The sequence below is a fragment of the Hoeflea sp. YIM 152468 genome, assembly GCF_029210485.1.
In the GTDB taxonomy this organism is placed as follows: Bacteria; Pseudomonadota; Alphaproteobacteria; order Rhizobiales; family Rhizobiaceae; genus Hoeflea.
In genome coordinates this window covers 24,807-37,544 of the sequence record NZ_JARGET010000033.1, presented here as the reverse complement: position 1 = coordinate 37,544, position 12,738 = coordinate 24,807, and the positions used below count along the sequence as shown (strand labels likewise).

Here is a 12,738-nt window from a genome sequence, read left to right as displayed (position 1 = left end):
ATTATCAGGATGCCATCCTAGGCCCGGCAATGTTAACATTGAGTAAGCACAGCTTCTGTCATTTTCCCTCAATCGCGCCTGCCACCTTCCAATACAACCAGATGCGCCACTTTTTTCCTGTTCTTGCCAAACGAAGCGGCGAAGCTTTTTGGCGCCGGCAGCCTGATTTCGGGGCGGTTGGCCAGGAAAAGCGGGTCGCGATCGAGATCAAGGAAGCGTATGCCGGTGGTCGAAAAGCCGAGCAAGGGATCGTGGCACAGCCAGTAGGGCGGATCGAAGACTGACAGGAGCCCTATCAGCCTGTCATGGAGCCCGCCTGGACCGGTAATCGGCAACAGCAGCATTTCGGCTTTGACCACTTTTGCACCTTTGCTGAGGCAGTCCAGCGACAGAATGGCGGGCGTGGCGCCGTTGGCTACGGAAACGCCGGTGCGGCCGGCATTGCGAATCCCGTCGGCAAGCCACAAGGAGCCGAACGGCATCCCCTTCAGCTCCCGGCCGTAAAGGGCGCACAATGCGGTCCCGGCGAGCCGGAAGCCGAGGTGGCGGTCCTCGGCGAGATCACAGATGAAGATGTAAGGGAGCAGCCCCCGGATGTCGGCGGGCTCGATGTCAGACCGGCTTGGCGCCGCGCGTTGACCTCGTTTTGCCGTCCAGTATTCAAACAGTTCAATGTTGTTCTTGTGTCTCATGTCAATGCCACCAGGTTCACCGCTACGGTGTCAGGTCCGATTTGTGCCGAATTGATGCAACCGGACTCAACGCACGGGGTTTCTGATGGAAGCGATGCCAGAACCATGCCACGGCGCCGCTGTTAAGGTTAATTTTTTGTTTGGATTGCTTGATTGACGCTGGCGTGCCATTTTCGGACATCAGTTCAGGAAGGGATCGTCCTTCAGCACAAATTTGGACGAGGGGACTCGACCGGCCGTTCGCACATCGCGGACGGCTTTTTTTTATCCTGCTGCTGGTTGTCAGCCTGATGCGCGACATCTACTCATCGGCAGATTGCCGGACAGGGGACCATCTGATGACCAGCCAAGAGCCAGATCAAATGCACCGCGTGCCCGGGCCGCCGAAGAATGAGCCAATCTTCAACCTGCCCAACGCCGTGCTGGCGATGCTGTTGCTCATGCTGGCAATCCAGGTGGCGGTTGACGCGCTGTTGTCTCCGGGAGCGGTGTATCTCTTGTTCACCGAGACTGCCTTTATTCCGCAACGGTATTCGAGCGGCGCGAGCGGGCAGGGTGGCGCCTATTTCTGGTCGCCCGTGACCTACTCGTTGCTGCATGGCGGCTACGCCCATCTGCTGCTGAACTCATTCTGGCTGGCGGCGTTCGGCTCGGTCGTGGCGCGGCGGATCGGCTGGCTCCGGTTTCTCATTTTCTGGGCTCTGAGTGCCGTGGCGTCGGCGGCTTTGTTTCTGATGTTTCATTGGGGCGGTCAAAGCATCATGGTGGGCGCGTCCGGTGTGGTGTCCGCATTGATGGGCGCGGCATCGCGGTTTGCTTTCGGCGACCGCGGGTTCCGGCGCGACCTGGCGCATCTCAATCCTCGTCTGTCGGTCGCACAATCGCTTGGCAACCGCACGGTGTTTGCCTTTCTGGTTGTCTGGTTCGGCATCAACCTGCTCACTGCGGTGGGCTTTTTCTTCGGGGCCGGTGATTCTGCGATTGCTTGGGAGGCGCATGTCGGCGGCTTTCTGTTCGGATTTTTCTGTTTCTCGCTGTTTGATCCGATCGAACAGGCCTGATCGCGGCGATTGTGGCGACTCATCGACAGTCTCACAGACCTCCTGTTGCCGGGATCTCGTGCCATGTTGCTGAAAAAATGGAATTTTTTTAAGTATTCTGCTCGCGCGCCCGAAAGCACTGCGCGGAAGAAAAGGGGGTGTTTGTCCCATTCCAGGACGAGTGTGCTTGCGTGACAATCGCCGTGTCCGCAGACTTGCAAACATTATGCTTCCAGCGCACCATGTCCGGGTAAACAACGGGCAATGTGCTCCGTTTGAGCGTCAATGACGCCTGTTCGGAAGGAGGACTGTATGACTGTTAAGCAGATACTCGACGAGAAGGGGCGCAATGTCGTCACCGTCAATCCTTCAATGGGAACCGGAGAGGCAATACGGTTTCTGGCCGACAACAAGATCGGCGCAGTGATTGTTCTGGGCACCGGCGGCAAGATTGCCGGTATTCTTTCGGAGCGTGATATCGTGCGGGCGCTGGCGGCAAAGGGCGCCGATGCGCTGACAAAGCCGATATCCTCGATCATGACCGCAAAAGTCACGACATGCGGCGAATCCCACAGCGTCAACCAGGTCATGGAACTGATGACCAATGGCCGGTTCCGGCATTTGCCGGTTGAAGAGGGCGGCAAGCTTGTCGGGATTATTTCCATCGGCGACGTCGTGCGCCGGCGCATCGAGGATGTCGAGCGTGAGGCCGAGGAAATCAAGGCCTATATTGCCGGATAAACCGGCGCGCTTTGGCACGGCCGGGCCGGAGTTCTCCCTGACGGGCATTTCCATCCGGCCCCGTGAAGATCGTCCGGGTCAGGCCGGAGACAACACGGCCTGCATGCGGATGATTTCACCCAATTTGGCGGTGGTTTCCTGATAGCCACGGTCAATGGCTTCGCTGGCGCGGTGAAACTCCGACAGGCCGATGTCGGCCAGCCGCGGGTGCAGCGACAGATCCGGCGGATCGCCGGCAAGCCGGGCGCGTGAAATCCGGTCCTGGATGATGTTGAAGGCCTGAACCATGACAGAGGTCATGCCAAGCCGGCTGGTGCGCGGCTTGTCGCGCCGATCCGCCCCGGAATAGTCCGACGCGGGTTCGCTGGCGGTGTGTTTGATCACGGCGGAACGGCCGTAAAGATCGTAATGCAGGTTGACCGCGACCACCAGCTGCTGTTCGTGGGCGCGACAGACGGAGACCGGCACCGGGTTGACCAGCGCGCCATCCAGCAGGGTGCGGTTGTTGCAACGCACCGGCTCGAAGATGCCCGGCAGCGCATAGGACGCGCGAATTCCGGTGATCAGCGATCCGGATGAAATCCAGACTTCGTGGCCGGTGTTGAGTTCTGCAGCCACGGCGACGAAGGTCCGGTCAAGGTCTTCGATGTTGACGCCTATCAGATGCTCCTGCATCCGGTCATTCAAGCGCATGCCGCCGAACAGGCCGCCGCCGCCGATGGCGAAATCCAGCAGGCCGGCGATTCGCCGCATAGTCAGGCTGCGGGCAAATGTTTCCAGCTCGTCGAGCCGGCCGGCCAGATAGCAGCCGCCGACCAGAGCGCCAATCGAGGTGCCGGCAATCATCGAAACTTCAATGCCGGCTTCATCCAATGCGCGCAGCACCCCGATATGGGCCCATCCGCGCGCGGCGCCGCCGCCAAGCGCCAAGGCAATACGAGGTTTTTGTGGCGGCTTCTGTTGCATCTCGCTTGCCGGTGTCATCGCCATGCCGTTGCTTCCATGCACTGCTATGGGTGTTTCCGTGATTCGGTTCATGTTCCAGTTCAGCATCAAAAAATCCTTCCCCGCCGAACACTCCCCCTGCGTTCACGCTGATGACACCAGCTATGGGTTTCGAATTGATGAAGGATGGCACATCAGTGGTTCAAATTGGCGCAGTTTGCCTAACGATCGGTATAGACAACAGCGGGATCGAACAGCGGGCTGGAGACTGTTTCGAGGCTGGTGGTGCCATCGTGGGTCACGATTTTGCGATAGAAGCAGGAGCGGCGGCCGGTATGACAGGTTGCATCGGCGCCGCCGACGCTGACCTTCAGCAGAATCGCGTCCTGATCACAATCGACCCGGATTTCATCGACCTGCTGCAAATTGCCCGACGTCTCGCCCTTTTTCCAAAGCCGGTTGCGCGACCGGCTCCAGTAATGGGCGATGCCGGTCTCAAGGGTCAGCCGCAACGCGTCTTCGTTCATGTGCGCCACCATCAGCACGGCATTGTCACGGCTGTCGGCGACAACGGCCGTGACCAGCCCGTTGACATCAAAGCGGGGGGTCAGGTCGGTGCCCTCCTCAAGGGCTGTCTTGTCGTCGGGAGCAGGTTTGAAGGCAGATGTCATGAGATCCCCTGTGCCGCGGGGTTCGGTCTCAACCCCGGATCAATGTCATGAAGCGGACCTGCTCATGCGGATCCGTTTTGAACTGGCCTGTAAAGGTCGTGGTTATGGTTGTCGAGCCTTGTTTCTTGATGCCGCGCATGGCCATGCACATGTGCTCGGCCTCGATCATCACCGCGACACCGCGCGGATGCAGGGCATCGTCGATGGCGTGGGCAATCTGGGCGGTCATGGTTTCCTGGATCTGCAGCCTGCGACCGAAGATCTCGACGACGCGGGCAATCTTTGACAGGCCCAGAACCTTGCCGTCGGGCAGATAGCCAACATGCGCCTTGCCGATGATCGGAACCATGTGATGTTCGCAATGGGAGAAGAACGGGATGTCCTTGACCAGCACGATGTCGTCATAGCCGGCGACCTCCTCAAAGGTGCGGCCGAGCTCTTCCTCGGCGTCCTGGTCGTAGCCGGAAAACAGCTCCTTGTAGGATTTCACCACGCGCGCGGGAGTGTCACGCAGGCCTTCGCGGGTAATGTCATCGCCGACATAGCGCAACAATGTGCGCACGGCTTCCTCCGCTTCGGCCTCTGTCGGCCGGTCATGCTGGTTCAAGCTTTTGATGATGGCATCCATGTCTGGTCTCCGGCGGGATTTCCCATCCCTTTACGTTGTTCGTACTCAATCGGACCACGCACACAGACACGTTTGCAGAGACTTCTGCTTGGTTGTCCCGCGGGCTCCGGGGCTTTCGGGCATTGCCCTCCGGCACGGTTTCCCTCAGCGCATCGCAAACAGGTTTTGCCGAACGCCTGATAGGTACTATATAATCATCAAAAGGCGGACGTCGAGATGCGATGCCGCCTTGTCATGTCGCAGCTCGGTTGCCGCACAAAGGTTCGAAGTGATGATAGATGACGTCTACAATGCCCGTATTCTGGATTTCGCCGGCAATATTCCCAGAATAGGCACGCTGGAAGATGCCGACGCAGAAGCCTCCGCTCATTCAAAATTGTGCGGCTCCAAGGTCAAGGTCTGGCTGAAGTTGCAAGACGGCAAGGTCAGTGACTTCGCCCATGACGTCAAGGCTTGCGCACTCGGCCAGGCTTCGTCGTCGATCATGGCCCGCAACATCATTGGGGCCAGCGTGGCTGACCTGCGCGCGGTGCGCGAGACCATGCGCAAGATGCTCAAGGAAAACGGGCCTGCGCCGGAAGGCCGGTTTGCCGATCTGAAATTCCTCGAGCCGGTGCGCGATTACCGCGCCCGTCATGCCTCGACGTTGCTGACCTTCGATGCGGTCAATGATTGCCTCGATCAGATCGAGGCCCGGCGCAAGAAGGAAGACGCAGCCTGATGGCACCAATGGCCGGCGGCCGGAACTGGCCCGGTCCCTGGCGCAAGACGCCGGGACGGCTCATGGGCATCGGGCTGGTGCGGCTGTATCAGCTCACGCTGTCGGGCTTTGTCGGCAATTCCTGCCGGCATCTGCCGACCTGTTCCGAATATGCCTATGAGGCGATTGCCCGGCACGGGCTTTGGATGGGCGGCTGGCTGGCGCTGTTCCGGGTCACACGCTGCGGGCCGGGCGGCACCCACGGCATCGACAATGTGCCCGAAACGCTCGAGGCGCGGCTGGTCTGGTGGGCGCCGTGGCGGCTGGTGAGGCTTGGGAAGACAGGGCAGGGGCTGTGACAGTGCCGCAGGAGTACATGCTGGCCCAGCAACGGTTCGACGCCTTGCTTGTCGAGTTGATCGACAAGCTGGGTTTGACCACCAGACATCAGGTTTATGCAGTTCTCTTCGGCTTCCTTCAGGTTTTCCGGAGCAGGCTGGATGCAGACCAGACGCTGGTGTTCGCCGGCGCATTGCCCGCCATTGTTTCTGCGATGTTTGTCGCAGACTGGGAGCCTGGTGAAGCGCCAAGGCCATTTGCCGATCCCGCCGGATATGACGAAGAGGTGCGCAACGTGCGGCGAGATCACAACTTTGCCCCGCCCGGCGCGCGGCGGGTGGTGGCAGCCGCAATCCGGTCGCAGTGCGACTGTGGCGCGTTCAACGCCGCTCTTGCCCAGCTGCCGCGAGAGGCCGCGGCGTTCTGGGAGTGAACGGGCGAAACCCTTGCCCGGACCATTCAAATCGCGTAAACGCCGGCTGCACACATCATAACTCAACCACCCGCGTTCGTTGGCGGGACTGGATCAAGGAGAGACTGCCATGGCATCTGCCGTATCCCTCACATTTCCCGATGGCTCCAAGCGCGAGTACCCGGCCGGCACGACCGGCCGCGAAGTTGCGGAGTCAATTTCCAAATCGCTTGCCAAGAAGGCCGTGGCAATTGCGCTCGACGGTGACCTCGCTGATCTGAACGACCCGGTCCGCGATGGCCGGCTCGAAATCGTGACCCGCACCGATCCGCGCGCGCTGGAACTGATCCGGCATGATGCCGCCCATGTGATGGCCGAAGCGGTGCAGGAACTGTTTCCGGGCACGCAAGTCACCATTGGTCCGGTGATCGAAAACGGCTTCTATTACGATTTTGCCCGCAATGCGCCGTTCACACCGGAAGATTTGCCGGTGATCGAGAAAAAGATGAAAGAGATCATCGCCCGCAACAAGCCCTTCACCAAGGAGATCTGGTCACGCGATGAAGCCAGGAAGGTGTTTGCGGAGAAGGGCGAGGGCTACAAGGTCGAACTGATCGAATCGATCAAGTCGGACGAAGATCTCAAGATCTACCGCCAGGGCGACTGGTTCGACATGTGCCGCGGGCCGCACATGGCCTCGACCGGCCAGATCGGCACCGCCTTCAAGCTGATGAAGGTGGCCGGCGCCTATTGGCGCGGCGATTCAAACAACCCGATGCTGACGCGGATTTACGGCACCGCCTGGGCGGATCAGGCCGAGCTTGATGCCTATCTGCACATGCTTGAGGAAGCCGAAAAGCGCGATCACCGCCGCCTCGGCCGCGAGATGGACCTGTTTCATTTCCAGGACGAGGGACCGGGCGTCGTCTTCTGGCATGCCAAGGGCTGGCGCATGTTCCAGAACCTGGTGGCCTATATGCGGCGGCGGCTGGAGCGTGACTACGAAGAGGTCAATGCACCGCAGATTCTCGACAAGAGCCTGTGGGAAACCTCCGGTCACTGGGGCTGGTATCAGGAAAACATGTTCGCGGTGAAATCCGCCCATGCCTTCACCAATCCCGATGACGAAACTGCCGATAACCGGACTTTCGCGCTCAAGCCGATGAACTGTCCCGGTCATGTGCAGATCTTCAAGCATGGTCTGAAGTCCTACCGTGACCTGCCGGTGCGGCTGGCCGAGTTCGGCAATGTGCATCGGTACGAGCCCTCGGGTGCGCTTCATGGCCTGATGCGGGTTCGCGCCTTCACCCAGGACGATGCCCATGTGTTCTGCACCGAGGAGCAGCTTGAGGCCGAGTGCCTGAAGATCAATGACCTGATGATGTCGGTCTATCGCGACTTCGGCTTTGAGGAAGTGGTGGTCAAGCTTGCCACACGGCCCGAAAAACGGGTCGGCACCGACGAAATGTGGGACCATGCCGAGGATATTCTGAGGAAGGTGCTCGACAAGATGGCAGCCGAATCAGGCGGCCGCATCAAGGTTGGCATCAATGAAGGCGAGGGGACATTCTACGGTCCCAAGTTCGAATACACCCTGCGGGACGCCATCGGCCGGGATTGGCAGTGCGGCACAACCCAGGTCGACTTCAACCTGCCTGAGCGGTTCGGCGCCTTCTATATCGGAGCGGATTCGGAGAAGAAGCAGCCGGTCATGGTGCACCGGGCGATCTGCGGTTCGCTCGAGCGCTTCCTCGGCATCCTGATCGAAAGCCACGCCGGGCATATGCCGCTGTGGTTCGCGCCGCTTCAGGTGGTTGTCGCGACGATCACCTCGGAAGCGGATGACTACGGTGCCATCGTGGCGGAGAAGCTGCGCGACGCCGGGCTTCAGGTCGAAACCGACTTCCGCAACGAGAAGATCAACTACAAGGTCCGCGAGCATTCCGTGGCCAAGGTTCCGGTGATTTTGGTCTGCGGAATGCGCGAAGCCGAGGAGCAGACGGTCAACATCCGCCGCCTTGGCAGCCGCGATCAGGTGCCGATGACGCTTGCGGACGCGATTGCGCATCTTGTGCAGGAGGCGACACCGCCCGATATTGTGCGCAAGGATGCGCAAAAGGCTGCGCGGGCCGGCTGACCTTGCGGCGCGGTGCACTCCGGTGCGCCGCGCTCTTCGTCACGCGAACCGGTGTTGGCCTGACAGGTCTTGCAGGAACAGGGTGTCCGCCTGATCAGTTAAGCAGCACTTCGACGTCGGAATTGCGCCCGGCCACGACGGTGAACTCGCGCTGGTAGACCTTGGTCTTGTTGCGGGCGATGGCGGTGTAATCGCCTTCTGCAAGCACGATTGTCGGGAACGCGCCGACGCTTTCGGAGACGACATCCCCTCCTGACGTGAGGATCGACCAGGCCGTGTCGGCGATCGCCTCGCCGCCGGGCTCGGAAACCAGCTTGAGGGTCAGCTGGGCGGCGCGGTGCTGGATGACGGCTTCGGTCAGCTTGCCTGCTTCGACCCTTATGTCGGACCTGATCACCGCGTTGACGGAGCCGTATTCGGAGACGATGTGATAGGTGCCGGCGTTGAGCCGGACGATGTTGTTCGGCTTGACATCCTCGACAACCAACTGCTGTTCGCCGTCGATGCCTTCGCCGGACTTGTAGATGTCGAAGCGCAGCTTTCCGGCCGGGATGCGCGCATCGATTCCCGACACGGCATTGAGCATCAATCCGCCCGCCTCGAGCACGATGTGCTGTTTTTCGACAGGGCCACCCTTCGGCACTGTCAGTTTCTTGGTAACGCCGGCACGGCCGAACGCGACATGGACGAAATATTCTCCCGGTTCGAATTCAAACTGGGCGGAGCCGCCTTCGGCGGTCGCAAGCAGCGGCAATTTTCCATCGGGACCCAGAACCGGGTGGAATATACGCCAGGTCAATCCGTATCCGAGTGGAGCTCCTGCCTCGGTCAAGGCGGCTTCCATCTGCACTGTCCGCCCATTTGCCGCCGTATCGCCTGGCTTGTCAGCCGGCGCATACTGACTCAATCCGGGAAGATTGATCCTTGGTTCGGCATCGGTCTTGAACGCTTCCTGTGCGCTGGCAAGGGCGGGAAGACCTTGAAAGGCAAGTGCGAGAAGAACAATCGACAGTCTGTTCATAAGGCCCAGTCCGGTTGACTTCCATAAGGCGAAAGGTCACTTGGACCCTAGTGCCATGGCGAATTCATGGCCGATTTCGGTCAAACTGAATGCACGAGGATGACATGCCGGTCAATGCTGCCCTAAAAACCTATCTCCAAACCCGCCGTTCAATTCCGGCGTTGCAGATGAGTGAACCTGGTCCGTCGCGGTCGGAAATCGAGGAAATGCTGGTGCTGGCAAGCCGTGTTCCTGATCATGGCAAACTGGCGCCGTGGCGTTTTATTGTTTATGCGGGCGCCGAGCGGGAGCGGGTTTCATTGGAACTGGCCGGAATCGCGCTCGCCAACAAGCCGGATATGCCCGAGGAGATGGTCGCGATCGAGAAAACACGGCTGACCCGGGCTCCGGTGGTCATCGCGGTGGTGTCGCGCGCTGCACCCCACGTCAAGATCCCCGAATGGGAGCAGCTGATGAGTGCCGGCGCCGTCTGTCTCAACCTTGTGTTTGCTGCCAATGCCATGGGCTTTGCCGCCAATTGGCTCAGCGAATGGTTTGCCTTCGACAAGGCCGCGCATGAGATTCTCGGTATCGAGCCTCACGAGCGGGTGTCTGGCTTCATCCATATCGGCACTTCGACATTTCAGCCCACAGACCGTTCACGGCCGGATCTGGCTGACATTGTCACATTTGCAGGGGAGTAGACGGCATGTTCTACGAGACGAAAGCCAATGCGCACGGGCTGCCGCATGACCCGTTCAAGGCCATTGTCTCGCCACGGCCGATTGGCTGGATTGGCACCAGAGGACGCGACGGTTCGGTCAATCTGGCGCCGTATTCCTACTTCAACGCCATTTCGGACCGCCCGAAACTGGTGATGTTCGCCTCTTCCGGACGCAAGCACTCCCTGCGCAATGTTGAAGAAACCGGCGTCTTTACCACCAGCATGGTTGGCCGCGCGCTGGCGGAGAAAATGAACCTGTCTTCCGCAACCGCTCCCTATGGCGACAGCGAGTTCGACCTCGCCGGCCTGGCAATGGAAGAAGCCAGACTGATTGACGCGCCCTTTGTCAGGGATGCCCATGCAGCGCTCGAATGCAAGGTGACGGATATCTTTGAGGCCAAGAGCCTCGAAGGCAGCCCGAGCGGATCCTTCGTCGTGATTGGCCAGGTTCTGGGCATCCATATCGACGAAGCGGCACTGACGAACGGCCTGCTTGACATGGCGGCGGTCGCGCCGGTGGCGCGTCTGGGCTATATGGACTATTCCGACGCCTCACAGACGTTTCAGATGAATCGTCCGCTCTGGAACAAGGACCAGGCTTCCTGATCAGCCGAGATCGGGCAGGCTGCCCGGCTCCAGACCGGCGCGCCGGGCCACCCGTTCGGCCTGACGCAAATGCGGCTTGTCGATCATCTTGCCATCAAGCGAAAGAACACCCGCACCCGGCCCGGCTGCAGCAAACAGCGCCAGAATCCGAACCGCACGCTCGACATCCTCGGGCGCAGGGGTAAAGGCCGTGTTGATGACGGCAACCTGGTCCGGATGGATCGCCATCTTGCCCGAAAATCCGTCGCGCACGGCGGCGTGGCACTCGCGCTCCAGCCCCTCTGAGTCGCGAAAATCAGTGAAAACCGTATCGATTGCCTCGACAGCGCAATGGGCGGCGGCGAGGATCGTCAGACTGCGGGCCAGACGAAACACGTCGGTGTAGCGCCCGGTCTCGTCCCGGTTGGAGGCTGCGCCGATATCAGCGGCCAGATCCTCGGCGCCCCAGGCCACCGCTTCAAGTCTGGCCGATTTGGAGGCAAACGATGCCGCCGCAAGCATGCCGGCAGCAGTTTCCGTCATCAGCGCATGGATCGCGATCTGTCCCTCCGGCAAGCCTGCATCCGCCTCGTGGACAGAGAGCCGGGCGCTCAGATCCTGAATGTCAGCGCCGCAACTGGCTTTGGGCAAGAGGATCGCAGCCGGCGCACCGCGTACAATGGCACCCAGATCGTCATCGGTCAGACCGGTGTCGAGCGCGTTGATCCGCACGACCAGACGCGGGGTCTTGGACTGACCCTTGGCACTGTCGAGATACCCGGCCACGGTCTGTCTGGCGTCGGCCTTTCGCGATTGCGCAACCGAATCCTCAAGATCCAGAATCAGTGCATCGGCCCCGGAGCTGCCGGCCTTGAGCAGCTTGCGCTCGGAATCGCCCGGCACGAACAACAAGGAGCGCATCATGACTGTGACCCCTTGCGCATCATCGCCTGGCGGATGCAACGCGCCACCAGCTTGTTGTGCTGATTGAACGCCTGATGCTCCAGTTCGACAATGCCGCGGTCCGGTTTGGATTTGGACTCGCGGACTGACAGCACCCTGGTTTCCACCCGGACCGTGTCGCCGTGGAACAGCGGATGGGGAAACGTCACCTCGGTCATACCGAGATTGGCGATAGTGGTGCCCATGGTCGTGTCGTTGACCGAAATTCCGATCATCAGCCCGAGCGTGAACAGAGAATTGACCAGCGGCTGGCCGAATTCGGTGGTCTTGCAGAATTCGTGATCGATATGCAGCGGCTGCGGGTTGAGGGTCATGTTGGAAAACAACATGTTGTCCATCTCGGTGACCGTGCGGCGCAACCTGTGGGAAATCACTGCGCCGGGTTCGAATTCCTCTAAATACATGCCGCGCATGCGTTCCCCCTTAAAATGATCAAAACATATAGATGCCGTTTTAGAAACCTTTGCGCAAGTTGGAGTCAACAATGGCGATGGCGCAATTGGATGTGCGCCATCGCCGCTGCATCGGTCACAGGTCTTAAGAATTATGGTGAACCGATCGTCTTCCCGTGCCCGATTGCTAAACGGGTGCTTCAACCATGCGTAGAAGCCGCTAGGTTGGATGCGAAGGGAACGGCACATCGCTCGCACCGAAAACAGCGGACGAAGCTCTGCTATAAACGCGTACTTCACTTTGCATCTCGCGCGAAGTACGCCGTTGCCTTTTTTAAGATGTCGCGCTCCTCCGTAACACGCGCCAGTTCAAGCTTCAGTCGTCGAACTTCAGCAGCCTGTTCGTCGAAAGACCTATCGCAGGAGCCTGACTTCGCGAACCGCTTCTTCCACGCATAAAGCGAGTGGGAACTGACACCCAAGCGCTTCGAAACCTCCGCAACCGGATAACCGCGCTCAACGATCTGATGAACAGCATCGCGTTTGAAATCGTCACTGTATTTGGCTGTGCTCATGATGGCCTCCTTGCCTCAAAATTAGGGAAGAAGGCGTCTACAAATCTAGGGGCTATTCACACCATGTCAAAACACCTATGCATATTTGGCATGTGCAAAAAGTACGGTGATAACGTATGATGACAATCGATACCCTCGCATTAGTTCTCTGTTTGATCGTCGTGATGAGGATCATTCCGAGCATCCACCGAAAT

At 59.7% G+C, this 12,738-nt stretch carries 15 protein-coding genes and 1 pseudogene; 8 read left to right on the top strand and 8 right to left on the bottom strand.

The features are described from left to right. Positions 1-68: 68 nt before the first annotated feature. A complete protein-coding gene (locus tag PZ897_RS17705) occupies positions 69-692 on the bottom strand; it encodes a PAS domain-containing protein (protein ID WP_275753948.1) in 624 nt (207 codons plus the stop codon). Positions 693-1,054: 362 nt separating this feature from the next. On the opposite strand from PZ897_RS17705, the gene PZ897_RS17700 reads away from it, so the two are divergent. Both PZ897_RS17700 and PZ897_RS17695 read left to right on the top strand, forming a co-directional pair. Then, complete coding sequence (locus tag PZ897_RS17700) at positions 1,055-1,753, top strand: rhomboid family intramembrane serine protease (protein WP_275753946.1); 699 nt, start codon at positions 1,055-1,057, stop codon at positions 1,751-1,753. A 291-nt stretch (positions 1,754-2,044) separates the two neighbouring features. Continuing rightward, entirely contained in the window at positions 2,045-2,473 is a 429-nt protein-coding gene (locus tag PZ897_RS17695) for a CBS domain-containing protein (protein ID WP_275753944.1), read from the top strand. 78 nt (positions 2,474-2,551) lie between these two features. Here the strand turns inward: PZ897_RS17695 and PZ897_RS17690 are convergent, their stop codons facing one another. From PZ897_RS17690 to folE, 3 genes are all read right to left on the bottom strand, one after another. Further along, complete coding sequence (locus tag PZ897_RS17690) at positions 2,552-3,526, bottom strand: patatin-like phospholipase family protein (protein WP_275753943.1); 975 nt, start codon at positions 3,524-3,526, stop codon at positions 2,552-2,554. Between the two features lie 113 nt (positions 3,527-3,639). Next, a complete protein-coding gene (hisI, locus tag PZ897_RS17685; protein WP_275753940.1) occupies positions 3,640-4,089 on the bottom strand; it encodes a phosphoribosyl-AMP cyclohydrolase in 450 nt (149 codons plus the stop codon). Between the two features lie 28 nt (positions 4,090-4,117). Beyond that, entirely contained in the window at positions 4,118-4,717 is a 600-nt protein-coding gene (gene folE, locus PZ897_RS17680; protein ID WP_275753938.1) for a GTP cyclohydrolase I FolE, read from the bottom strand. A 271-nt stretch (positions 4,718-4,988) separates the two neighbouring features. On the opposite strand from folE, the gene PZ897_RS17675 reads away from it, so the two are divergent. From PZ897_RS17675 to thrS, 4 genes are all read left to right on the top strand, one after another. Beyond that, on the top strand, positions 4,989-5,438 hold the full coding sequence (locus tag PZ897_RS17675; RefSeq protein WP_275753937.1) for an iron-sulfur cluster assembly scaffold protein: 450 nt from the start codon (positions 4,989-4,991) through the stop codon (positions 5,436-5,438). Continuing rightward, positions 5,438-5,776, top strand: a complete 339-nt coding sequence (gene yidD / locus PZ897_RS17670) for a membrane protein insertion efficiency factor YidD (RefSeq protein WP_275753935.1) — start codon at positions 5,438-5,440, stop codon at positions 5,774-5,776. Before PZ897_RS17675 ends, yidD begins: the two co-directional genes overlap by 1 nt. Further along, complete coding sequence (locus PZ897_RS17665; protein WP_275753933.1) at positions 5,773-6,189, top strand: DUF2267 domain-containing protein; 417 nt, start codon at positions 5,773-5,775, stop codon at positions 6,187-6,189. The genes yidD and PZ897_RS17665 overlap by 4 nt, the downstream gene beginning before the upstream one ends. A gap of 109 nt (positions 6,190-6,298) precedes the next feature. Then, positions 6,299-8,305: a threonine--tRNA ligase gene (gene thrS, locus PZ897_RS17660; RefSeq protein ID WP_275753931.1), complete on the top strand. Its 2,007-nt coding sequence runs from the start codon at positions 6,299-6,301 to the stop codon at positions 8,303-8,305. A 94-nt stretch (positions 8,306-8,399) separates the two neighbouring features. Here thrS and PZ897_RS17655 read toward each other — a convergent pair whose 3' ends face one another. Then, positions 8,400-9,326, bottom strand: coding sequence for a hypothetical protein (locus PZ897_RS17655; protein ID WP_275753929.1), 927 nt, complete (start codon positions 9,324-9,326; stop codon positions 8,400-8,402). Between the two features lie 89 nt (positions 9,327-9,415). Between PZ897_RS17655 and PZ897_RS17650 the strand changes: the two genes are divergently transcribed. Both PZ897_RS17650 and PZ897_RS17645 read left to right on the top strand, forming a co-directional pair. Then, positions 9,416-10,009, top strand: coding sequence for a nitroreductase (locus tag PZ897_RS17650; RefSeq protein WP_275753926.1), 594 nt, complete (start codon positions 9,416-9,418; stop codon positions 10,007-10,009). A 5-nt stretch (positions 10,010-10,014) separates the two neighbouring features. Further along, positions 10,015-10,635, top strand: a complete 621-nt coding sequence (locus PZ897_RS17645) for a flavin reductase family protein (RefSeq protein WP_275753924.1) — start codon at positions 10,015-10,017, stop codon at positions 10,633-10,635. Here the strand turns inward: PZ897_RS17645 and PZ897_RS17640 are convergent, their stop codons facing one another. The 3 genes and pseudogenes from PZ897_RS17640 to PZ897_RS17630 form a co-directional block, all read right to left on the bottom strand. Beyond that, a complete protein-coding gene (locus tag PZ897_RS17640; protein WP_275753991.1) occupies positions 10,636-11,535 on the bottom strand; it encodes a CoA ester lyase in 900 nt (299 codons plus the stop codon). Next, positions 11,535-11,990, bottom strand: a complete 456-nt coding sequence (locus PZ897_RS17635) for a MaoC family dehydratase (protein ID WP_275753990.1) — start codon at positions 11,988-11,990, stop codon at positions 11,535-11,537. The genes PZ897_RS17640 and PZ897_RS17635 overlap by 1 nt, the downstream gene beginning before the upstream one ends. Before the next feature lie 123 nt (positions 11,991-12,113). Continuing rightward, positions 12,114-12,544, bottom strand: a pseudogene (locus PZ897_RS17630) (transposase); the annotation flags it as partial. Positions 12,545-12,738: the final 194 nt, after the last annotated feature.